Here is a 21,001-nt window from a genome sequence, read left to right on the forward strand (position 1 = left end):
GTCATGGCGGTCCGCAGCAACATCGTCGGCATCGATAGCCCGGAGGCGCTGGAGAAGGCGCTGCGTGCGGCCTATTACCTCGCCGACGAGGGCCTTGCGACGGCCGCCTATCTCGGCCTGGCCCTCGGCAAGCCGCTGCTGCTCGAGGGCGCGCCTGGTGTCGGCAAGACGGAAGCCGCAAAAGCCGTCGCCGCAGTGTTAGGCCGCCGGCTGATCCGTCTGCAATGTTACGAGGGCATCGACGCCTCTGCGGCGCTCTACGAGTGGAACTATCCCCGCCAGATGCTCGCGATCCGCCAGGCCGGCGACGAAAGCATCGACATCTACGGCGAGACCTTTTTGATCGAGCGGCCGATGCTCGCCACGCTGCGCGCACCGGACTCGACCGTGCTGCTGATCGACGAAATCGACCGCGCCGACCAGGAGTTCGAGGCCTTCCTGCTCGAATTCCTCTCCGACTTCCAGATCTCGATCCCCGAGCGGGGCACGGTGCGCGCGGCTGAACGGCCCGTGGTCGTGCTGACATCGAACCGAACGCGCGACCTGCACGAGGCCCTACGCCGCCGCTGCGTCTACCACTGGATCGACTATCCCACCGAAGAGCGGGAGGCGCGCATTATCATGTTGCGAGCTTCCAGCGTCGCGGAAGCCACAGCACGCGCCGTCGTCGCAGCCGTCGGCAAGCTCCGGCGCGAACCGATCGGCAAGGCCCCCGGCATCGCCGAGGCTATCGATTGGGCCGAAGCCGCGACACTCCTCCACAAGGGCGGCGCGCGCTGGCCAGACGCATTCAGGCGCTCGATTGGCGTCGCGCTGAAAGACGAAGAGGATTTGCACTTCATCTCGCCCCGGCTGGACGCCATGCTCGCGGAGGCGACCGCATGAGCAACGAGCCACAGCTTCCGCGGGCCGCCCGCGTGTTCATCTCCTTCGTCGCACTGCTGCGCGCCAACAGCTTTGCCGTCGCGCCGGAGCAGACCACCGCGTTCCTCACCGCGATCGAGCTGCTCGGCCCGCGTGACTTCGGGGATATCAGGCAGGCGGCGCTGGCCACCCTCGCCCCGCCGCCCGAGCGCCGCGCGACCTTCGACCGCCTGTTCGATCTGCACTTCCGCGGCAACGACGCCATCGAGCGGGTTGACGACGGCGAAGACGACGAGACCGTCCGGCTTCAGGAAGAAGGCCGCGGTGATGAGGAGCCGTTGCTTTCCGACGAGGCGAATGAATCGGGGCTTACCGCGACGCGCACCGAGGCACTGGTCGAGCGCCGTTTCGCGCAGCTTTCCACCGCAGATGCGCTTCGACGCCTGGCGCGCGAGGCCCCGCGGCGCCTGCCGCGGCGGCGCGGCCATCGCCGCATGCGTGCCCGCCGCGGACCGTTTGCCGATCTTCGCCGCACTTTGCGCGACAGCATCCGCAGCGACGGCGAGATCCTGCGGCTCTGTCACCTGAAGCGGCGCCAGCGCCCGCGAAAATTCCTGCTGCTGATCGACGTCTCCGGTTCGATGAAGAGCCGCACCGAGGACAACATGAAGCTCGCCCACGCGCTGGTGCAGGCCGCACCCAATGTCGAGGTCTTCACCTTCGGCACGCGGCTCACCCGCGTCACCCGTGCGCTACGGCTGAACCGGCGTGAGCAGGCGCTGAACGCCGCAGCCCATCTCGTCGGCGATTGGGACGGCGGCACCCGCATCGGAGATGCCTTGCAGGCCTTCCTGGCGGTCCCCCGGTTCGGCGGCTATGCGCGCGGGGCAGCCGTGGTCGTCGTCTCGGACGGGCTGGAGCGTGGCGAGGTCGATGCGCTCCGCGACGCGGTGGCAAAGCTGTCGCGTCGGGCGTGGCGCGTGAGCTGGCTGACGCCGCTCGCGACGAGCCCGGGCTTTCGCCCGCAGACCGAAGCGCTCATCGCCATCGAGCGCTTCGTCGACGATATCGTCGACGGCGGATCTAGCGCGTCGATCGTCGCGCATGTGCTGGCATTGGGACGATGGAGAGTTGCGTGACGGAGATTGTCGACGGGCATCATCATATCTGGAGGCAGGCCGACTTGCCCTGGTTGATCGGCCCCATGCTGCCCCGCATCTTCGGACCTTATGAGTCGATCCGGCGCGACTATCCCATCCAGGAATATCTCGACGACCTCAAGGGCAGCGGCGTCACCCGGTCCGTCTATGTCCAGACCAACTGGGCCAACGATCGCTTCGAGGATGAAACGGCCTGGGTGCAGCAGACCGCTGACGCGCATGGCTGGCCGCACGCTATCGTCGCCTATGCCAATTTCGTTGTCGACGACGTTCGTCCGCAGCTCGACCGCCTGAAGCGCTATCCGCTGGTGCGCGGGGTGCGGATGCAGCTGCACTGGCACGAAAATCCGCTCTATCGCTTCGCGGCGAATCCCGATCTCTGCGTCGATCCCATGGTCTGCCGCAACGTCGCGCGCCTCGCCGACTATGGCTGGACGTTTGATTTGCAGGTATTCACACCGCAGATGCCGGATGCATCGCAGCTCGTCGAATCCTGCCCTAAGGTGACCTTCATCCTCCAGCATGCCGGCATGCTCGAGGATCCCTCGCCTGCTGGACGCGCGGCCTGGCGTGCTGGGATGGCCCGGCTTGCGGCCTGTCCAAACGTGGTTTCGAAGCTCTCGGGGCTCGGCACGTTCATTCATCGCAACGATCCCGCGCATATCGCCGCCGTACTCACCGACACCGTCGCGATCTTCGGCGCCGAGCGCTGTCTGTTCGGCTCCAATTTCCCGATCGAGAAATTGTGGACCAGGTATCGCGAGCTCGTCGACGCGTTTCGTACAGCGGCGGCGACGCTGAGCGCCGAACAGCAGGATGCGATCTTCAGGACGACAGCCACGCGCGTCTACCGGCTTTAACAGACAAGAAACAGAACAGGGAGGGATACGAATGGCGCTGGAGATCAAGATCCTGGACTATGGCGATATCGAGCTGGAATCGAGCTTCCTGGTGCTCGGCCACGATTGCGGCCGCACCCGCCGCGTCCTCACGCTCGGCTTTTTGATCCTCGGCGGCAAATATCCGGTCGTGGTCGATACCGGCTATCGCTCCAACCAGATCATGGAGACGCTGGGGATGCGCGGATTGCAGTATCACGAACACATGATCGAGAACCAGCTTGCCCGCCACGGCGTGCGCATGGGCGACGTCCGCTTCGTCTGCCACACCCATCTGCACATCGATCATGCCGGCAAGGACGATCTGTTCCCGATGAATACGACGGTCGTCGTCAACCGCAAGGAGCTAGAGTATTCCGTCTCCGGCCTGATGCATCCGCAATATCCGGCGCCCGACATCAAGCACCTGATCGATCGGCTGCATACCAAGAGCGCGCTGCGCTTCCTCGACCTCGAGATCACCGGTCCGATCGAACTGATGCCCGGCGTCTATTGCGATGCCGCCAATGCCCACACCGAGGGCTCGATGAACGTCATCGTCGAGACCGCCGACGGCATCGCCACCATCTGCGGCGACGTCATCTACGACTTCAACGACCAGATCGTGACGCCCTTCAACGAGATCCACGATTGGGAGCCGCGCACCACCGGCAATCACGGCACTTCCAAACGCGCGGAGAAGGCCTCGATCAAGAAGCTGCTCAGCAACTCGCGCTATCTGCTGCCGGTGCACGACCGCCCCGCCAAGATCGAGGGCGGCAACGTCGTGGGCCGGCTGCATGACCAGGTCCCCGGCCCCATCGTGCAATCGCTGCCCGCGCGCAACTGGTTCCCGGCCTAAGATGATCTTAAGGATCAACCGATGACGCACGTCACCTTGCGCTCCGAATTCGAGACCCTGATCGATCCTTACGCGCCAGTCGCGCAGGTCGGAACAGGCTTTGACTTCACGGAAGGGCCGATCTGGCATCCGGTCGATCACTACTTGCTGTTCTCGGACATGCCGGGCGACGTTCGGCGGCGCTGGGATGCGCGGCGCGGCGTCGCGGACGTCAGGCGTCCGTCGAACAAATGCAACGGTATGACCTACGACGCCGAGCTCAATCTGATCGTCTGCGAGCACGCGACCTCGTCGCTGATCCGTGAGCGGCCGGACGGGCGGCGCGAGGTGCTGGCCTCGCACTTTGGCGGACAGGAGCTCAACAGCCCCAACGACGTCTGCGTGCACTCGTCAGGTGCGATCTATTTCTCGGATCCCTGGTATGGCCGCATGCCAGTCTATGGCGTCGAACGGCCGCGCCAGCTCGGCTTCCAGGGCGTCTATCGCGTCGTTCCCGGTAGTGAGCCGAAGCTCGTTGTCGACAGAAACCTGTTTGATCAGCCGAACGGCCTGTGCTTCTCGCCCGACGAAGAGCTGCTCTATGTCAACGACACCGTGCAGGCGCTGATTCGCGTATTCGACGTTAATTCAGACGGAACGCTGTCGAACGCGCGCGTATTCGCAAGCGGCATTCGATCCGAGCTGGAGCCGGGCCTGCCCGACGGCATGAAGTGCGATCAGCACGGCAATATCTGGGTCACCGCACCCGGCGGCGTCTGGGTCTATTCACCGCGCGGCGAACTGCTCGGAAAGGTTCGCGTGCCTGAACTCGTCGCCAACCTCGCCTGGGGCGGGGCGGATTTCCGCACGCTGTACCTGACCTCGACGCATTCGGTCTACGCCATCCCGACCAAGGCCGGGCCGCGCCATGAGCCCTATATGAGTGGCAGGCGCGGCGTCGGCGGCGCCACCAGCGCCGGCCCCGCGGCCGCAGCCCCCATCCTCGCCGACAGCGAGATGCGGCTCGATCCAAGCCGCTGCGCCATGATCATCCAGGATCTCCAGAACGACGTCATCATGGATGGCGGCGCGTTCGCGGACTCTGGCGCGCCCGGTCACGCCAAGCAGCAGCATGTGGTCGAGAATGTTCGCCGTCTCGCCGAGACAGCTCGGACGCGGGGCATCACGATCATCCACGTGTGGTTCGTGGTCGAGCCCGGCGCGCCCGGCGTGACGCTGAACGCGCCGCTATTTGAAGGTCTCGTCGACAGCAAGGCGATGGTGCGCGGCAGCTGGGGTGCAGCGCCCGTCTCGGGCCTCGAGCCGCGGCCCGGAGATTTCGTCGTCGAGAAGATGCGGATGAGCGCCTGGGAAGGCACGCGGCTGGAGACAATCCTCAAAGCCACCGGTCGCGACATGATCATCAACACCGGAGCCTGGACCAACATGTCGGTCGAGCACACCGCGCGCACCGGCGCCGACAAGGGCTATTTCATGATTGTGCCGGAGGACTGCTGCTCGACCATGAACGCCGACTGGCACTCCGCCTCGATCAACTTTGCCATGCAGAACGTCGCGATCGTCACGCGAGCGGATGCGATCATCAAAGCGCTGGGATGAACGGTGGCAAAGCTCTTGCACCTCACCTGCTCGCCCCGCGCTGACTCGGAGTCGAGCGCCGGCGCGCGGATCTTTCTTGACGGCTTTCGTCAGGTGCGGCCGGAGTGGGACATCGACGTTGTCGATCTCTGGCGCGAGCGGTTGCCGGAATTTGCCGGCCCGATCGTCGAAGCCAAATATGCGCGCATGAAAGCCCAGGCCTTCAACGATGCGCAACGTGACAGCTTTGCCGAGGCCGAGCGGATGGCACTGCGCTTCTCGCTGGCCGACCGCGTGCTGATCTCGACGCCGATGTGGAATTTCGGGATTCCTTACAAGCTGAAGCAATGGTTCGACATCGTCATCCAGCCCGGACTGACGTTCCGCTTCGAGCCATCGCAGGGCTATCTTCCGCTGCTGAAGGACCGGCCGACCATCGTCATTCTCGCCTCAGGCAGCGACTTTGCCACCGGTATGAACCGAGGCCGCATCGACATGGCGACGCCATACTTGCGCGAAGCGCTCCGCTTCATCGGAATCAGCGACGTGCGCTTCGTGCCGATCGGCCCAACGGCAGGTCCAACTGAGCCGATCCGCGCCGCCCGTGACACCGCGCATCGCCGCCTGGCCGAGATGGCGAAGCGGTTCTGAGCTACGGTCTTCACTCCCACAAGCGGCGCATTGCATGATAGGCGATCGTGATTCTCTAGGGCCGTAATGCTCGCGGCGGGGCGTGCCCGTGCCGTACGGCAGCCGTCGCAGGGAATCTATCACGGCCTGCGCAGCCTGTTCATCCCCTGCCCGCAGATCGGCTAGGCTGCAAAATTCATGAAGGGCTTGGTGGGCGCACCGGGGCTCGAACCTGGGACCCGATCATCATCAGATCCCCCAACGCAGAGCCGCGGTCTGCACCGGGGCATCCCACAATCTCGTCGCGCTGCTATCGAGCACAGATACCGTGATCGAGACGCCGGCCATGTCCAGAGATGTGACGTAGGAACCGGTCAGGAAACGCGTCGCCGTGACTCCGGCGCGATCCAAGATCCGTTTTGCCGCATTGACCATTAGATAGAGCTCGATCAAAGGCGTCGCGCCAAACCCATTAACGAGAAGCAAAACTTCACTGCCCTTGCCTGGCACAAGATCCTTCAGGATCGCCTCGACCAACTCGGCAGCAATCGCATCGGCGGAAGCCAACGGCACCCTGCGACGGCCAGGCTCGCCGTGAATGCCGACGCCCATCTCCATCTCATTGTCGGCCAACGTGAAATTTGGTCGTCCGGCTGCCGGAACGGTACATGGCAACAGCGCTACGCCCATCGAGCGCGTACGCCGATTGACTTCATCGCCGAGCGCCTTGAGTGCAGCAAGGGACATACCGGTCTCGGCTGCAGCGCCGACCATTTTTTCCACGATCAACGTTCCCGCGACGCCACGACGACCGGTCGTGTAGGTCGACTTCTCGACCGCCACGTCGTCATTTGTGACCACGCTTGCAACCTCACGGCCGGCCATCTCGGCAGCCATGGTGAAATTCATCACATCGCCTTCGTAGTTCTTGACGATGAACAGCACGCCTGCGCCGGTATCGACGGCCTCGGCGGCCTCGATCATCTGGTCCGGTGTCGGCGAGGTGAAGACCTGGCCGGGGCAAGCTGCGTCGAGCATGCCGAGGCCGACGTAACCCGCATGCAGCGGCTCATGTCCCGACCCACCTCCCGAAATCAGCGCGACCTTGCCCGGTCTCAGCGTCCGACGGCGCACAAATTTACGCTCGGCGCCAAGCACAAGGATATCCGCGTGAGCCGCAGCGAGGCCGTCAAGACTTTCTTCGAGTACGGAATCTGTGCTGTTGATCAGCTTTTTCATGAACGTCCTCCCGGTCTGGTCTAAAGTTCAAATCAATGGCTTAACCGACGCTTTCTGCAAAGCGCGCGAGCTGCGCGGCGAAATCCACGATGAGCTGTTCGAGCGCACGATTCTTCTTGTCGTCGCCGAGTTCAGGTACGGTCACCGAGATGATACGAGTGCGCGCTTCCCGGTGTGGGGCGCGCAATCTTCCGGGGTGCGCGCGGCCATACGCTTCGAGAAATGCCGAACGCTCCGCGCTGGACAGATGGCAGACTTCGAAGATGACCGCGACATGCTTCGCCGGAATCGGCACCAGATACGCCGGATTGGTGATCTGGGTTACGAAAGAGCGATTCTTGCCCAGCGCCGCCGCAAGCTTCAGCCGTGTCCCCGAGGGTCGATTGTCGAGCACCCTTCGCAAGATGACCTTGTATTCCGCGACATTTCTGTCACCAGGCGTGCCCTCGCCGACATCGTCCTTCATGACCCCACCTTCGCGATTGCGGCCTTGAGCCGTGCGACGGCAATCGGCGACACCGAGAGAGTTGTCAATCCGGTCGCGAGCAGCGCCGCCGTCAGGTGGGTGTCGGCCGCGGCGTCGCCACAGAGTGAGACCTCGACACCACGCTTTTGTCCGGCCTCGACGGTCCCGGCTATCAAGGCCAGCACAGCCAGATTGCCGGTATCATTGAGGTCAGCGACTGCGCCAATGTCGCGCGCCGCGGCCATCGTGTACTGGGTCAGATCGTTCGAGCCGATGGAATAGAATGCGGCAGCGAAATCCGCGGCGCGGAGCGCCGCCGCTGGAACCTCGACCATGATACCGAGCGGCGGGCGGGCGCAGGCAATTCCCTTCGCCTGGAGATCCCTGAACTCCGTGTCAAGTATTTCGGCCGCCCGGTCCAATTCCGACGGGACCGCAACCATGGGCAACATCACTTTCAGCGTCCCGTGGACAGCCGCACGGCAAAGCGCACGGAGTTGCATACGAAACACCTCAGGCCGCGCGAGCGAGAGACGGATACCGCGAAGGCCGAGAAACGGATTGCTCTCACCATCGACTGTCAAACCGGCGATCGGCTTGTCTCCACCTGCATCAAGGGTGCGGATCGTCACCGGCTTACCTCGAGCCCAGACGAGAATGTCTCGATAGACCCTGTATTGCGTTTCCTCGTCCGGCAGGCCACGAGACGTCTCGAACAGGAATTCCGTGCGCACAAGGCCGATGCCGTCGCAAATTGCGGGATCGAGGCTCGCAAGGTCTTCAGGTGCCGCGACATTGAGAAGAACCGCGATCTGCCGCCCGTCGGCCGTACAAGCAGGCTCGAGGCGACCGGCATCGGCGGCGGCTTGCGCGGCATTCGCCGCCGCCAAGCGACGCTCGAACAGCCGGCGCGTTTCCGGCTCTGGGTCGAAGACCACGATGCCGGCATCGCCATCGACGAGCGCCAATGACGGCGGCGATCCGATCCACGACAACGGACCGAGCCCGACCACCATGGGAGCGCCACGCGCCCGCGCCAACATGGCGACGTGCGAGGAAGGTGAGCCGGCGGCCAGCGCGATGGCGCCACCGCGTGTCCAGTCGGCGGCGAGAAAGGTGGAGGGCGAGATGTCGTCACCGGCGACGATCGCCCCCCCTGCAATCTTCGCGGTCGCATCGGCGCCGCTCAGACGCGCGAGCACGCGGTCGCGGATATCGACCAGATCCGCGGCGCGAGCACGGAAATATTCATCGTCCGCGGAGCGATAGCCCGTGATCTCCGCGTCGAGTGCCGAACGCCAGGCATGGTCAGCGGAAATACCAGCCGAGATGGCGTCATAGGCTCCCTCCGTCAGCGCATCGTCTTCCAGCATCGCCACTTGGAATTCCAGGATGTCCGCCACCTCGCCTTCAAGCGTGCCGATCAGTTTGACAATCTCCGCCGTGGCGTCTTCGATTGCCGCCTTCAATGCGGCCGCCTCCTGTGCGGGCTGGCCGCTCGCCGTCCGTCCAGCAACGGCGGCGGCCAGCATGGTGACCGGCCCGATCGCGAGACCCGGCGATGCGGCGCGGCCGGTGAGTTGGATCTCGCCCACCGTCGTCAAGCCTCGCCGAAACCGTCATGCACAAGCGCAAGCACGGCAGCAAGCGCGGCCTCGCCGTCGGAGCCCGTCACGCGGAAATGCAACGTCGCTCCCTGCGGGGCCTTCACACGCATCACTTTCACCGGGCTTTTGGCGTCGGTCCAGGGGCCGTCTCCGGCGAGGGCAAGTTCAATCTTTGCGGCAAACCTCTTCGCGCACTGCGTGAGCTTGACTGATGGCCGCGCATGAAGACCGACCTTATTGACGAGGACCGCTGAAGCAGTCAACGGCACCGACGTTTCGCCTGCCCGGCTGGCATGGGCATCATGCATAGAATTCCTCCGCGCTACGCTTGACCGCGGCCAGCGATGAACCACCCGACGACTCCGTCGCCGCAATCACGGCGCCTTCGACCACCGGCGCATTACAGACGACGACGCGCGCCCTCCGATCTTCCGCCAGCATTTCCACCGCCATCTCGGAATTCGTCTCCGCCCCGCCAAGATCGACGAGCACAGCCACACCTGCCGGCGACCATACCGTCTCGATCGCCTCGAGGATTCCAGCAACATTCGTGCCGAGCCCTCCATCGACATCGCCGCCTGTCCAGGCGAGCGGCACCGCGTTGCCGACCATCTGGCGCACCATATCCGCCGCCCCTTCCGCTATCTTGGGCGAGTGTGAAACGATGACGATTCCGACATTACCGCGATTTGGGCTGTTCATGACCTTGCCTCGGATTCCAATATCTTGACTGCAGCGCCGATCATCAGGGACGCCGAGCGCGAACCGGGGTCCATGTGACCAATGGAACGTTCGCCGAGAAAAGACGCCCGGCCACGAATAGCGAGCATCGGCATGGTGCGATCGGCCGCCTGCGCCGCTTCCACCGCAATCGCTCGCGCATCGCCTCCCGCTGCTAATACCGCTTGCACGGGAACCAGGACGTCCAGCAAGGTTTTCTGTCCTGCCTCCGAGCGCCCGCGCGCCTTCACGGCATTGATCGCCATATCCGTGGCCGCGACGAACTCTGCGCGCGTTGGCTGCTCCGGAAGCCCCTTGCCCAACTCCATGAAGAAGGTGCCGACCAGCGGCCCAGAAGCACCGCCGACCTTCATGACCAGCGTCATTCCGATCGACTTCAACATGTCCGGCAAGGATCTGTCCGCAAGGCCAGGTAATGTCGCGAGTACGGCCTCGAAACCCCGCTTCATGTTCAACCCATGATCGCCGTCACCGATCGCCTGATCGAGCCTAGTCAGTTCATCGGCGTGCTGTATGACCGATTCCGCAAGTGCTCGCACCAGCTTCTCCCTGGTGTCCCGGTCGAGACTCATGCCGCGACCCTCCTGCCGGCCGCATCGAAGAACAGCGGCTTGTTAAGACGTAGCGACACCACCTCGCCGACGCTCAACGTCGCCTCAGGGTCCGCTAACGTCACGACCGATTGGCCACCGAGGTCGAGGTGGAGATGGCTTTGATCGCCGAGATGTTCGACCCGCATGACGGTTGCCGACACGTCCCCACCATTGCGTGTGATAGCGAGGTGCTCGGTACGCGCCCCAATGGTCTTGGCGCCCGATGGAACTCCGGCAAACAGGCCGGCCGGCAGCAGGTTGATCATCGGTTGGCCTAGCCGCGCGGCCACATAGGCGTTGACCGGGTTCTCGTAAATCTCGCGCGGTGTACCGATCTGCATGAGTCGCCCAGCCTCCATCACACCGATGCGCGACGCCATGGTCATGGCCTCCGTTTGATCGTGGGTGACGTAGAGGATCGTCGCGCCCAGGTCGATCTGAATACGCTTGAGTTCGAGGCGCATTTCGGCGCGCAGCTTGGCGTCCAGCGAAGACAGCGGCTCGTCCATCAGGTAGATCGAGGGCGATCGCACCAGAGCGCGGCCAATCGCTACGCGCTGCATCTGCCCACCCGACAATTGCGTCGCCTTGTTGTGGAGCTTGGTTTCGATATGGAGAAGACGCGCAACCTGCTCGACCTTTGCGCGAATCTCGGCCTGCGGCAAGCGACGGGTCGGCGCACGCAGCGCAAAGGCCATATTCTCGAACACGGTCAGATGCGGGTACAACGAATATTGCTGGAATACGAACGCGACGTCGCGATCAGCCGGCGCATCGCTGGTCACATCGCGACCATCGATGCAGACCGAACCGCCATCGGGTATCTCGAGTCCGGCGACGAGACGCAGGGCCGTCGTCTTGCCGGCGCCCGTTGGCCCGAGCAACGCAACGAATTCACCGTCTGCAATGGTGAGGGACAGGTTGACGGCCGCTTGCGTCTTGCCAAACGCCTTGGAAACGGCCCTGATCTCGACTTCAGCCATACGCACCTCGTTCGTACAACGCAGTTCGGATCGCCCGGCCTGACTCCTGGTCGAAGACCGACAACGTATCAGGCCGAAAGTCGAGCCCGACATTCGCTCCGATCTGAAAGGACATGCTGGCCGGCGAGCGGGCCTTGAGAGCACCGTAAGGCGTCGTCACGGTCACAATCTGCGTCGTGCCGAGATATTCGGACCCATAGACCTCGCCTCGCACCATGCCGCGATCGCTAAAACGCACATGCTCGGGTCTGACGCCAAGGACAAGATCGCTCTCCGCCAACGCCTCGCGTGCGGTCGGTATCGCTACTTCGCGATCACCGAGCCGGATCGCTCGCGCTCCGGCCTGCAGGCCGCTGCGAAATGGCAAAAAATTCATCGACGGCGAACCGATGAAGTCCGCGACGAAGAGCGACGCAGGCCGGTCATAGATGTCGCGCGGGCTCGCAATCTGCTCGACCACGCCGTTGTTCATCACGGCAATCAAGTCCGCCATCGCCATGGCCTCCAGCTGGTCGTGCGTCACGTAAACCGTCGTCGCACCAAGCCGGTCATGCAGTGCGCGCAATTCCTGGATCATCGCCTCGCGCATCTCCGTGTCGAGCGCTCCGAGCGGCTCGTCCATCAGGAAGCATTTCGGCTTGCGAACAATCGCCCGCCCAAGCGCGACGCGCTGCCGGTCGCCGCCGGTCAGGGTCGAAACGGACCGATCGAGGAGATGGGAGATACGCAGGATCCGCGCGGCCTCCACCACGCGTTGGTCGCACTCCGCGGCCCCGATGCCCTCACATTTGAGAGGAAAGCCGATATTGCGGCGGACGTTCATGTGCGGATAGAGCGCAAATAGCTGGAACACGAAGGCAATATCTCGCGCAGAGGCACGGTTCATCGTCACGTCGTCGCCGCCGAGCCTGATGGTGCCGGACGTCGGCAATTCTAGCCCTGCAATCATGCGCAACGTTGTCGTTTTTCCGCAGCCGGAAGGCCCCAGCAGACAAAGGAACTGTCCGTCATCCACCGTGAAGCTCGCGTCCTTGACTGCGTGAAACTCGCCAAAGGATTTGTTGAGCGCTTCAACCCTGATTTGTGCCATTGAGCGCTACTCCCTGACCTTCGAGACGATTGTGAACATCACCGTCCCAAACAGAGTGACCGCGAAGGATAAGGAATAGAGTGTCAGAAAGAACGGCTGCATCAGCATGACCACACCCGCGGCAATGATCGTCGTCGCGACAGCCTCTAGCGGACCACGCCGCAAAATCCTGCTCGCCAAGCTATGGCGCGTCATGGACGTGTTCACATCAGGACTCATTTGCGGACAGCCCCAAAAGTAATGCCGCGCAGGAGATGCTTGCGGAGCAGGACCGTAAACACGACGATCGGCACGAGGAAAATCGTCGTACCGGCGGCGACGGCCGGCCAATCCTGGCCGCCCTCACCGATGATGATCGGAATGAACGGGGGCGCGGTCTGAGCGTTGCCGGAGGTCAGAAGCACCGCAAAGGCGTATTCGTTCCACGCAAAAATCAGGCAGAAAATCGCCGTCGCCGCGATCCCCGTCGTCGCCTGCGGCAGGACCACCTTCATGAAAGCCTGAAAGCGCGTATAGCCATCGATCATTGCCGCTTCTTCGTATTCGCGCGGGATTTCGTCGATGAAACCCTTGAGAAGCCAGACGGCGAGCGAGACGTTGACCGAGGTGTAGAGCAGGATCATCCCGAGCCGGGTATCCGACAGCCCGACGGTCCGATACATCAGGTAGATCGGGATCGCGACCGCGATCGGCGGCATCATTCTGGTCGACAGAATGAAGAACAAGAGGTCATCCTTCAGCGGCACGCGGAAGCGCGAAAAGCCATAGGCCGAGAGCGTGCCGAGCGCGACGGCGAGCACCGTCGAACCAAAGGCGATGATCAACGAGTTAATGAAGCGCGGCACGTAGTTCGACGGTCCGGCGACAACCATGTTGCGGCTGCGCGCGATGTTGTCACAAAGTCCCTGCGGCGGGCCCAGCGTCTGGATGAACTCTTGGGTTTGACGCGAGCGCGTTGTGAAGACGTTGCAATAGCCTTCAAGGGAGGGCTTGAAGAGCACCTTCGGCGGATAGGAGATCGCATCGTCGGGCGACTTGAACGAGGTCAGCACGATCCATACCAGGGGAACCATCGTGACGATGGCATAGAGTATGACGAGCAAGCCGGCGAAACGGCGAGCGCCGGTCGACGGTTCGACAACCGAATGGGCTGCGTTTGAAGCGCTCATCGACTTTTCACCCGATTCAAAGCCTTGACGTAGATGTTGGCGAGGCCGAATACCGTGACGAACAAGATGATTGCGAAGGCCGAGGAATAGCCGGTTCGCCAGCTCTCGAATGCTGCGCGCTTCAGCGTGATCGAGGCGACTTCCGTGGTCGAGCCCGGCCCTCCCCCGGTCAGGAGGTTGACCATGTCGAACATCTTGAAGTTCTCGATACCGCGAAAGAGCACCGCGAGCATGATGAATGGTAGAGCCATCGGCAGCGTGATCGACCAGAACTGCCGCCAATTCGATGCGCGATCGACCTCCGCTGCCTCATAGATGTAGTCCGGGATCGAACGCAGCCCGGCCAGGCAAATCAGCATCACGTAGGGCGTCCACATCCAGGCATCGACGATCACGATGGCCCAGGGACTGAGGGTCACGTCTCCCAGCATCTGGAACGACGAAGCGTCGCGTCCCGTGAAGAAAGCGACGACATAATTGAACAATCCGATCTGCGGCTGATAGAGAAAGGTCCAGAAATTGCCGACGACCGCCGGTGAAAGCATCATCGGCAGCAGAATGATCGTGGTCCACAAGCCATGGCCACGGAACTTCTTGTCGATGAGGAAGGCAAGACCGAATCCGAGCACAGTCTCGATCAACACGGTCCAAACCACGAAATGCGCCGTCACCTGCATTGCCGCCCAGATATCCGGATCGGTCAGGATCGATTGGTACCAATCGGTCCCCAGCCATATTGTCGGCGCGTTCGCCCGATTGGCGCGGTAGTTGGTGAACGACAGATAGATCGTCCACACCAGTGGAAAGATATTGATCGCCAGCAGCAGCACGATCGTCGGTGTGATGAAAAGCCAGGCGAGCGCCTGGTCCGAAAGGCCGCGGATACGACGGATCACGCCTGGCCGGATCGGGACGGCCCGATAAGTGATCTGCGACGAGGTACTCAAATCGTTCATGGCTATGGTCAATCTTGGCGTCGGGACCGTCGGCTATGCGACGCCATCGGGTTTTGCCGAGGAAAGCCTGGAGCGCGCTCGCGTGCGCTCCAGGCGATTGCCCTAGAACTTCTTGCCTTCTTCCTTGAAGATCGCCTTCCAGTCCTTCACCAGACCATCGAGCGCTTCCTGCGCGGTGCCCTTGTCCGCGACCGTGTAGTCGTGCACGCGCTTCTGTTCGGCTTGCAGAAGTTGCGCGTAGGAGGGTTCGGCCCAGAAGTCGACCACCATTCCCATCGACTTCAGAAACTCGCCGGCGAACGGCGCGCTGCTCGGGAAGCTCGGATCATTCAACACGGACTTGGCGCAGGAATAGCCGCCCAGCGCCCACCACTTCTTCTGCACGTCCCCGCCGGAGAACCATTTGATATATTGCAGTGCCTCGCCCTGGTTCTTGGAATAGGAAACAACCGAGATTCCCTGCCCGCCGAGCTGCGTCGCCTGTGTCGCGGGGCCGGCCGGGTTGCTGAAGAAGCCGATCTTGTCCCCACCGACGTTCGGATCCTTGTAGAGGCCCGGGAAGAACGCGAAGAAGTTCATCTGCAGTGCAACCTGCCCCGACTTGAACGCGTCAAGTCCTTCGGACATGTAGGAGTTGGATGCGCCCGGCGGCGTGCAGCACTTGTAGAGCTCTTTGTAGGCCTCGAGCCCCTTCACGGCGCCTGGCGAATTGACGAACCCGTCCATTGAATAAGGCTTCTTCGGATCCTGATATTGGAAGCCGTAGTCATAGAGATAGTTCGAAACGCCCATGGTGATGCCTTCCGAGCCTCGCTCGGTATAGATCGAAGCGCCGTAGACCTTCTTGCCGTCAATCTCGCGGCCCTGGAAGAATTTTGCGATGTCGCGCAGTTCATCAAGCGTCTTCGGCGGGGCGAGATCGCGGCTGTATTTAGCTTTGAAATCCGCCTGGATCTCCGGCCGTGCAAACCAGTCCTTGCGATAGGTCCAGCCCACCGCGTCACCCATGGCAGGCAGCGCCCAATAATTCGGGCTATTCTTCGGCCACTCGGAATAGCCGACCACTGTCGCGGGCATGTAATCGTCCATGCTGATCCCTTCCTTCTTGAAGAAATCGTTGAGCTTGACGTACTGACCGTTCTCAGCGGCGCCCCCGATCCATTGCGAATCCCCGATGATGAGATCGCACAGCGAGCCGTGCGAATTGAGTTCGTTCAGGAAGCGGTCGGCATAGTTGGTCCACGGCACGAATTCGAACTTCATGCCGATGCCGGACTTGGCGGTGAAGTCCTTCGACAGTTCGACCAGCGCGTTGGCAGGGTCCCACGCGGCCCAGCACAGCGTGATGGTCTTGGCCTGCGCGTGCGCGGGCGTGGTCCCCACTCCGACACCGAATGCGGAGGCGAGAACTCCGAAAGTAGTAAGAAGCGCCTTTGCTGTCTGTTTCATAACGCTTTCCCTCCCAGTGGGGTCGGCCATCGACATGGCACGACTCTCCAACCCGCTCGAATGCTTCGAGCAGAGCGATACAGTCCTTCACGGGCTGAACGACTAAACGGACGTTTCCTCGCGCCTGCCTGGATTCTTAGGGATTCAGCCAAGCTCGATTTGTTTAGTTAACCACGAGATACTAAACATTGCAAGCGGGCGCTTCTGGAATGGAGCTGGGACACGCAATCCCGGCGGCTCCCGAACTGCCTTCATTGCGCGGATGCTCAGGGCTCTTTTGCGCGATGATTTCGAGCCGATTCAAGAACGGCTGCAAACGGAAATGACCGATGGCCCGCTGGACCATCGGTCATCGCAAAGGTTCGGCAATATCTAAATCTGATCCCGCCGTCGCGCCAAGGTCAGATGGTCGGGGTGACCTGAGCGGACTTCGTAGTTGCGTACGGCCACCCGCCCCCTGCTACATCGTCCAACGAGCTGTCGCTGAGTGCATCAGCCGTCGGCGAGACCTGGGGTGCCGTGTTCTGAGCGGCGACCTCGAGGCCCTCAGCTTCGCCTTGCTTATTCGCGTCTTGCGTATTGCTCATCTTCAATCTCCACTTTCATCAAGACTGATGGTTGGCCGTCACTACTCAAGCCATCGTTGGCTCGGGTCCTTTTTTCGGCTAGCCCCCCGGGCCTTCGCTGCCGTAGCTGGCACGCGCGGTACTGTTGAACGGCCAGGCGCCGCCTGACACATCGTTCAGTGAGCTATCGCTCAGCGCATCGGTCGTCGTCGAGATTTGGGGGGCTTGATTTGGAGCTCCGTCCTTGAGGCTCTCGCCGGATGCCGCGTCCGCCGTGGAGTTCGTGTCCTGCTGATTGGTCATATTCATCTCCAGCTTTGATCAATGCCAAGCCCGCGACCCGGGCGTCAGAACCCGTGGGTCGGAGGCACGCGGCCGCCGGACACTTCGTTCAGGGAGCTGTCGCTGAGGGCGTCCTTTTCCGACGTCGAGATCTGGGATGCCTTGTTCTGAGCGGCATCCTTGCGGCTATCGAGAGATGCCGCTTCCGGCTTCGAATTCGTGTCCTGCTTATTGGTCATATTCAATCTCCAATTCAAAAGTTGCGACGGTCCGAAGAGGTCACTTCCTGAATATTCAAGGGCTTAAGAAGCCGGTTTTCACCCTCTGGCCATGCCCTTGACGATGAAAGCTACCGCTGGATTGATTTGCCGGCGATACGGCAGATGCCGTATTTTCGCCGTCGGTCACGGGGACGTGTCGAAAGCCCCCTGCTTCGATCTCAGGATCTGGCGCCTCTCATCGCGACCTCCTCCACAAGCTTGAGCAGACGGTCAAATCTCTCGCCCGCGATCGACACCTGGTCGAGCACGGCAGGATCGAGCTCGTCCTTCAAGCGCGTCGTCTCGTCGCCGAGGCCGGCTTCCCGCTCGCCATAGGCCATCCTGCGCTCAGTGGCGCGCAGCCGGTCCGACAGCAGGATGGCCAGCGCGCGATAGAAGCGACTGGCAAAGGCGTGATCTCCCGCGAGCTTGCGCAGCAGGATCTGCTTGTCCAGGAACAGCGCAACCGAATCGGCCTTCGCAGCCACGGTGGCCGAGGGCGGCGCTGAATCGATCAGCGACATCTCGCCGATGAAGTCGCCGGCCTCGAGCTGGGCGATCTCGCCGATACCGGACACGCTCACGCCCATTCGTCCCTGCAACAGCAGGACGATCGACGAGATCGGCACGCCTTCATCGATCAGGACGTCCTGCCGCCTGATGCCGCGGCGGGAGCCGGCACGGGCCATCCAGTCGATGTCGGAGTCGTTCAGCACGCCGAATATGAAGAGGACCTTGCGCATATCGGTGCCCCCCTAGAGCAGTTGACGTTCGGCGAAATCGGCAAACAGGCCCGGCTGCGCCATCAATTCGGCAAAGGTGCCGGTCTGCACGATCCTGCCGCCGCCCAGCACGACGATCCGGTCCGCCGACTGAACAGTACTGAGCCGGTGCGCGATGACGATGCGCGTCAAATTGAGCCTCGATATCGACTCGCTGACGATGGCCTGGGACCGGTTGTCGAGCGCACTGGTGGCCTCATCCATCAGCAACAGCCGCGGCCGATGCGCCAGCGCCCGCGCGATCAGCAAGCGCTGGCGCTGGCCACCCGACAGCGTGTTGACGCCCTCGGCAACGAGTGTCTGCATCCCCATGGGCATGGCCTCGAGGTCGCGGTCGAATCCTGCCAGACGTGCGATCTCCCAGGCCTGGTCAATCGACAGCTGGGCTGCGCCGCAGATGTTTTCATAGACACTGCCGGAGGCGAGCCTGGAATTCTGCAGCACGACACCGACCTCGCGGCGCAGCAGGCCGACGTCGATCGTCTCGAGCGACTTGCCGTCGACAAAGATCACGCCGGATACCGGTTTCTCGAAGCCGAGAAGCAATCGGAACAGTGTCGACTTGCCGCTCCCCGACGGACCGACAATGGCGAGGTACTCTCCCTTGCGGACGCGGAGGCTGACATCATCGAGAATCGGTGGTCCGCCTTCGCCGTAGCGGAACGACACGTTGGCAAACTCGATCGCGCCGCTGATATCGCCAACCGACTTCCGCTCGTCGCTGATTTCGGTCGCCATCGAAATGATCGGCTTGATCCGTTCGATCCTCGGGATCGCGACCAGCAGTTCTCCGATCGCCTGCGCCCACTCGCCGACCGCTGCGAGCGACAGCCCGAACGCCGCATAGAATGCCAGGAACGTGCCAAGCTCGTGCGCCGGCCTCGCGCCTGATGTCGTCTGGGCCAGAGCAAAGATCAGCAGCGTTGCCAACGCAGGAAACGCCGCCTCGATGCTCTTCTGCAGGTTTCCCACACGCTGCGACGCGATGAAATGGCGCTTCTGCCTGGAAAAGCGCTCGACCCAGATCGAAAGCGCCTGCATGCTCGCATTGGAGATCCGCAGTTTTCCGACGCCGGTGAGGAGCTGTAGAACCAGCCCCTCCAGCCATCCCTGCAAATAAAGGCTTTCGCGCTCCTCCGACAGCCGGAGCAGACTGATCGCGACCACTATTGCGACGCGCAGCACGGCGAGCGCCGCGGCCAACATGGCTAACCTGATATCGAGGGTGAGCATCACGGCAAAACTGAAGGCGCAGGAGACAAGCGCCAGAAATCCGCGAATGGCACGGCCGGTGACGATGGTGCGGACGGCTTCGACACCAAGCGTTCGGTCCGCGAGGTCGCCAACGGAGAAGTCGCGGAAGAACGTGGCCGGCATCCGCAGCAGGCGGTCGACAATTGCCGCCTGCAATACAAAGTCCAGCCGGCTCTCGAGCCGGAGCATGGCGATACCCTGCATCACCTGAAATCCGCCGGCCACCAGCGTTACGACGACGAGCGCGATGGCGCAGATCAGGAGCTGGTCGACTTCCGCGCGCGGAAGCACGGAATCGATCAGCAGTTTGGTCACCAGCGGCGTGGCCAGCGCGAGTAGACCGAGGCAGAGAGCCGCCAGCATGATCCGCAGGACATCGGCCCGAACCGTCGCTGCTCCGAACTTGAGGAGATCGCGAACCGTCAGGACGCGCGACGGCAGCGCGCGATAGAACATCACCGCCTCCGGGGCCAATTCGGAGGCGATCGCCCGCGTCAATTCGCGACGCGTCCCGGCGCCGGGGTCAATGATGACGTGGCGACCGCCTGCACCTGGCAGCACCGCGACGGCCCGTCGGTCTTCGCCGAGAAACGCGACGAACGGACCGGCGCTGTTGGTCCACCAATCCGCTCGCAGCAACAGGCGCCGCGCTCGCACCCGCGACGCTCGCGCGATTCTCATGATATCAGCGAGATCGTCACTGCCGGACAGCATGCTGGCCGGAGCCTGTAGCGAAATGCCGATGGCTTCGCCGACTTCCCGACAGGCGGCAAGCAGGCCGTTGGCGCCAATCACCGCGGGTTGCGATGCCCCAGACCCGGCACTAATGATTCCGGCGAGACGACCGACGACGCTGGTGGTCCGCAGCCGGTTTAGATTCGAGCGCAGGCGCAGGTGCTCGGCCTCAGCAAGCGTTTCCTGGTCGATCCTGCGACACAGGCCCTGCATGACGCGCACGTGGAATCGATCGAGCGCGGCCCAGATATCGGCAAGCGGGAAGACCGTGCTGTTTCGAACCTCCAAGGTTACGTCCTCACGGGCGACGATCCAACTCCCCGGCGGCATTGGCGAGAGATACTCTCCGGGGCCAAGGGCCTCCGGCATCTCCATCACGCCGATGGTCCCGTGCTCAATCCCGATCCAGCCGATCCGCCGGCCGGACAGCCGGAGAATGTCGCCGGATGCCAATGTGTATCGCGATCCGATCGCGGCCTGCTCAACGACCGCCCCTTGAGGAGACGTCGCGATGATTCCCGACACGAGAGCAGTCCATGCGTCGATCGCGTCGCGATCGGCGAAGCGGCCGCGATGATCGATCACGACCTCGGTCTCGAGACCGCCGACCGCAATCACGGTCACCGAATTCCCGTTTCCATCGCTGATACCGGGCAGGCCGAAAACGACTGCGCCTTGCTCGACCCGAAACAGATGATGCCGGCGGCTCGGCTCTCCGCTGACGCTCTCTCTGACGCCAAACAGGTCGACATATCCGCGCACGATGTGCAGGACGAGATCGACGTCATTGATCGGCATTGGTCGATGGCTCTCGAGCGTCATCGGGGCGGACGCCGCGCCTGCTCGCAAAAGCGGGG

Annotated in this window: 22 protein-coding genes; 6 read left to right on the top strand and 16 right to left on the bottom strand. The window is 62.7% G+C overall.

Annotation, left to right across the window (positions count from 1 at the left end; all coding sequences use genetic code 11):
- Positions 1 to 3: 3 nt before the first annotated feature.
- Genes ACPPVR_RS28035 through ACPPVR_RS28060 form a run of 6 tightly spaced genes read left to right on the top strand, consistent with a single transcriptional unit; the run spans position 4 to position 5,993 of the window.
- Positions 4 to 885, top strand: a complete 882-nt coding sequence (locus ACPPVR_RS28035) for an AAA family ATPase (protein WP_426609796.1) — start codon at positions 4 to 6, stop codon at positions 883 to 885.
- Positions 882 to 2,003 (top strand): vWA domain-containing protein, encoded by a 1,122-nt coding sequence (locus ACPPVR_RS28040; protein ID WP_426609797.1) that lies wholly within the window; start codon positions 882 to 884, stop codon positions 2,001 to 2,003. Before ACPPVR_RS28035 ends, ACPPVR_RS28040 begins: the two co-directional genes overlap by 4 nt.
- Positions 2,000 to 2,884, top strand: coding sequence for an amidohydrolase family protein (locus ACPPVR_RS28045; protein WP_426609798.1), 885 nt, complete (start codon positions 2,000 to 2,002; stop codon positions 2,882 to 2,884). Before ACPPVR_RS28040 ends, ACPPVR_RS28045 begins: the two co-directional genes overlap by 4 nt.
- Positions 2,885 to 2,915: 31 nt before the next feature.
- Entirely contained in the window at positions 2,916 to 3,764 is an 849-nt protein-coding gene (locus tag ACPPVR_RS28050) for an N-acyl homoserine lactonase family protein (protein WP_426609799.1), read from the top strand.
- Positions 3,765 to 3,785: 21 nt separating this feature from the next.
- Positions 3,786 to 5,363 (top strand): isochorismatase family protein, encoded by a 1,578-nt coding sequence (locus ACPPVR_RS28055; protein ID WP_426609800.1) that lies wholly within the window; start codon positions 3,786 to 3,788, stop codon positions 5,361 to 5,363.
- A gap of 3 nt (positions 5,364 to 5,366) precedes the next feature.
- A complete protein-coding gene (locus ACPPVR_RS28060) occupies positions 5,367 to 5,993 on the top strand; it encodes an FMN-dependent NADH-azoreductase (protein WP_426609801.1) in 627 nt (208 codons plus the stop codon).
- Positions 5,994 to 6,221: 228 nt separating this feature from the next.
- Here ACPPVR_RS28060 and dhaK read toward each other — a convergent pair whose 3' ends face one another.
- The 16 genes from dhaK to ACPPVR_RS28140 form a co-directional block, all read right to left on the bottom strand.
- Positions 6,222 to 7,211 (bottom strand): dihydroxyacetone kinase subunit DhaK, encoded by a 990-nt coding sequence (gene dhaK, locus ACPPVR_RS28065; protein WP_426609802.1) that lies wholly within the window; start codon positions 7,209 to 7,211, stop codon positions 6,222 to 6,224.
- A gap of 40 nt (positions 7,212 to 7,251) precedes the next feature.
- The gene (locus ACPPVR_RS28070; RefSeq protein WP_426609803.1) at positions 7,252 to 7,677 is read right to left on the bottom strand and encodes a hypothetical protein; all 426 of its coding nucleotides are present in this window, start codon (positions 7,675 to 7,677) and stop codon (positions 7,252 to 7,254) included.
- The gene (ptsP, locus tag ACPPVR_RS28075; RefSeq protein ID WP_426609804.1) at positions 7,674 to 9,209 is read right to left on the bottom strand and encodes a phosphoenolpyruvate--protein phosphotransferase; all 1,536 of its coding nucleotides are present in this window, start codon (positions 9,207 to 9,209) and stop codon (positions 7,674 to 7,676) included. Before ptsP ends, ACPPVR_RS28070 begins: the two co-directional genes overlap by 4 nt.
- Before the next feature lie 68 nt (positions 9,210 to 9,277).
- Positions 9,278 to 9,592, bottom strand: coding sequence for an HPr family phosphocarrier protein (locus ACPPVR_RS28080; RefSeq protein WP_426609805.1), 315 nt, complete (start codon positions 9,590 to 9,592; stop codon positions 9,278 to 9,280).
- A complete protein-coding gene (gene dhaM, locus ACPPVR_RS28085; RefSeq protein ID WP_426609806.1) occupies positions 9,585 to 9,986 on the bottom strand; it encodes a dihydroxyacetone kinase phosphoryl donor subunit DhaM in 402 nt (133 codons plus the stop codon). Before dhaM ends, ACPPVR_RS28080 begins: the two co-directional genes overlap by 8 nt.
- A complete protein-coding gene (gene dhaL / locus ACPPVR_RS28090) occupies positions 9,983 to 10,597 on the bottom strand; it encodes a dihydroxyacetone kinase subunit DhaL (RefSeq protein ID WP_426609807.1) in 615 nt (204 codons plus the stop codon). The genes dhaM and dhaL overlap by 4 nt, the downstream gene beginning before the upstream one ends.
- Complete coding sequence (locus ACPPVR_RS28095) at positions 10,594 to 11,601, bottom strand: ABC transporter ATP-binding protein (protein WP_426609808.1); 1,008 nt, start codon at positions 11,599 to 11,601, stop codon at positions 10,594 to 10,596. The genes dhaL and ACPPVR_RS28095 overlap by 4 nt, the downstream gene beginning before the upstream one ends.
- Positions 11,594 to 12,691 carry an ABC transporter ATP-binding protein gene (locus ACPPVR_RS28100; protein WP_426609809.1) on the bottom strand — a complete coding sequence of 366 codons (1,098 nt, stop codon included), beginning with the start codon at positions 12,689 to 12,691 and terminating at the stop codon, positions 11,594 to 11,596. The genes ACPPVR_RS28095 and ACPPVR_RS28100 overlap by 8 nt, the downstream gene beginning before the upstream one ends.
- A gap of 6 nt (positions 12,692 to 12,697) precedes the next feature.
- The gene (locus ACPPVR_RS28105) at positions 12,698 to 12,886 is read right to left on the bottom strand and encodes a hypothetical protein (RefSeq protein ID WP_426609810.1); all 189 of its coding nucleotides are present in this window, start codon (positions 12,884 to 12,886) and stop codon (positions 12,698 to 12,700) included.
- A gap of 20 nt (positions 12,887 to 12,906) precedes the next feature.
- Positions 12,907 to 13,860 carry a carbohydrate ABC transporter permease gene (locus tag ACPPVR_RS28110; protein ID WP_426609811.1) on the bottom strand — a complete coding sequence of 318 codons (954 nt, stop codon included), beginning with the start codon at positions 13,858 to 13,860 and terminating at the stop codon, positions 12,907 to 12,909.
- Complete coding sequence (locus ACPPVR_RS28115; RefSeq protein ID WP_426609812.1) at positions 13,857 to 14,816, bottom strand: carbohydrate ABC transporter permease; 960 nt, start codon at positions 14,814 to 14,816, stop codon at positions 13,857 to 13,859. The genes ACPPVR_RS28110 and ACPPVR_RS28115 overlap by 4 nt, the downstream gene beginning before the upstream one ends.
- A 102-nt stretch (positions 14,817 to 14,918) precedes the next feature.
- A complete protein-coding gene (locus tag ACPPVR_RS28120) occupies positions 14,919 to 16,265 on the bottom strand; it encodes an ABC transporter substrate-binding protein (protein ID WP_426609813.1) in 1,347 nt (448 codons plus the stop codon).
- Positions 16,266 to 16,930: 665 nt separating this feature from the next.
- Positions 16,931 to 17,134 carry a hypothetical protein gene (locus ACPPVR_RS28125; protein ID WP_426609814.1) on the bottom strand — a complete coding sequence of 68 codons (204 nt, stop codon included), beginning with the start codon at positions 17,132 to 17,134 and terminating at the stop codon, positions 16,931 to 16,933.
- Between the two features lie 44 nt (positions 17,135 to 17,178).
- A complete protein-coding gene (locus tag ACPPVR_RS28130; protein ID WP_426609815.1) occupies positions 17,179 to 17,352 on the bottom strand; it encodes a hypothetical protein in 174 nt (57 codons plus the stop codon).
- Positions 17,353 to 17,552: 200 nt separating this feature from the next.
- Positions 17,553 to 18,116 (bottom strand): cyclic nucleotide-binding domain-containing protein, encoded by a 564-nt coding sequence (locus ACPPVR_RS28135; protein WP_426609816.1) that lies wholly within the window; start codon positions 18,114 to 18,116, stop codon positions 17,553 to 17,555.
- 12 nt (positions 18,117 to 18,128) lie between these two features.
- Positions 18,129 to 20,942: an NHLP bacteriocin export ABC transporter permease/ATPase subunit gene (locus tag ACPPVR_RS28140; protein WP_426609817.1), complete on the bottom strand. Its 2,814-nt coding sequence runs from the start codon at positions 20,940 to 20,942 to the stop codon at positions 18,129 to 18,131.
- Between the last annotated feature and the right edge of the window lie 59 nt (positions 20,943 to 21,001).

Source organism: Bradyrhizobium sp. McL0616 (assembly GCF_049993385.1).
In the GTDB taxonomy this organism is placed as follows: domain Bacteria; phylum Pseudomonadota; class Alphaproteobacteria; order Rhizobiales; family Xanthobacteraceae; genus Bradyrhizobium.

Coding starts and splice junctions, on each gene's coding strand:
- ACPPVR_RS28035 (WP_426609796.1), top strand. CDS start 4: ATGGCGGTCCGCAGCAACATCGTCGGCATCGATAGCCCGGAGGCGCTG.
- ACPPVR_RS28040 (WP_426609797.1), top strand. CDS start 882: ATGAGCAACGAGCCACAGCTTCCGCGGGCCGCCCGCGTGTTCATCTCC.
- ACPPVR_RS28050 (WP_426609799.1), top strand. CDS start 2,916: ATGGCGCTGGAGATCAAGATCCTGGACTATGGCGATATCGAGCTGGAA.
- ACPPVR_RS28055 (WP_426609800.1), top strand. CDS start 3,786: ATGACGCACGTCACCTTGCGCTCCGAATTCGAGACCCTGATCGATCCT.
- dhaK (WP_426609802.1), bottom strand. CDS start 7,211: ATGAAAAAGCTGATCAACAGCACAGATTCCGTACTCGAAGAAAGTCTT.
- ACPPVR_RS28070 (WP_426609803.1), bottom strand. CDS start 7,677: ATGAAGGACGATGTCGGCGAGGGCACGCCTGGTGACAGAAATGTCGCG.
- ptsP (WP_426609804.1), bottom strand. CDS start 9,209: ATGCTGGCCGCCGCCGTTGCTGGACGGACGGCGAGCGGCCAGCCCGCA.
- ACPPVR_RS28080 (WP_426609805.1), bottom strand. CDS start 9,592: ATGCATGATGCCCATGCCAGCCGGGCAGGCGAAACGTCGGTGCCGTTG.
- dhaM (WP_426609806.1), bottom strand. CDS start 9,986: ATGAACAGCCCAAATCGCGGTAATGTCGGAATCGTCATCGTTTCACAC.
- dhaL (WP_426609807.1), bottom strand. CDS start 10,597: ATGAGTCTCGACCGGGACACCAGGGAGAAGCTGGTGCGAGCACTTGCG.
- ACPPVR_RS28095 (WP_426609808.1), bottom strand. CDS start 11,601: ATGGCTGAAGTCGAGATCAGGGCCGTTTCCAAGGCGTTTGGCAAGACG.
- ACPPVR_RS28100 (WP_426609809.1), bottom strand. CDS start 12,691: ATGGCACAAATCAGGGTTGAAGCGCTCAACAAATCCTTTGGCGAGTTT.
- ACPPVR_RS28105 (WP_426609810.1), bottom strand. CDS start 12,886: ATGACGCGCCATAGCTTGGCGAGCAGGATTTTGCGGCGTGGTCCGCTA.
- ACPPVR_RS28110 (WP_426609811.1), bottom strand. CDS start 13,860: ATGAGCGCTTCAAACGCAGCCCATTCGGTTGTCGAACCGTCGACCGGC.
- ACPPVR_RS28115 (WP_426609812.1), bottom strand. CDS start 14,816: ATGAACGATTTGAGTACCTCGTCGCAGATCACTTATCGGGCCGTCCCG.
- ACPPVR_RS28120 (WP_426609813.1), bottom strand. CDS start 16,265: ATGAAACAGACAGCAAAGGCGCTTCTTACTACTTTCGGAGTTCTCGCC.
- ACPPVR_RS28125 (WP_426609814.1), bottom strand. CDS start 17,134: ATGACCAATCAGCAGGACACGAACTCCACGGCGGACGCGGCATCCGGC.
- ACPPVR_RS28130 (WP_426609815.1), bottom strand. CDS start 17,352: ATGACCAATAAGCAGGACACGAATTCGAAGCCGGAAGCGGCATCTCTC.
- ACPPVR_RS28135 (WP_426609816.1), bottom strand. CDS start 18,116: ATGCGCAAGGTCCTCTTCATATTCGGCGTGCTGAACGACTCCGACATC.
- ACPPVR_RS28140 (WP_426609817.1), bottom strand. CDS start 20,942: ATGCCGATCAATGACGTCGATCTCGTCCTGCACATCGTGCGCGGATAT.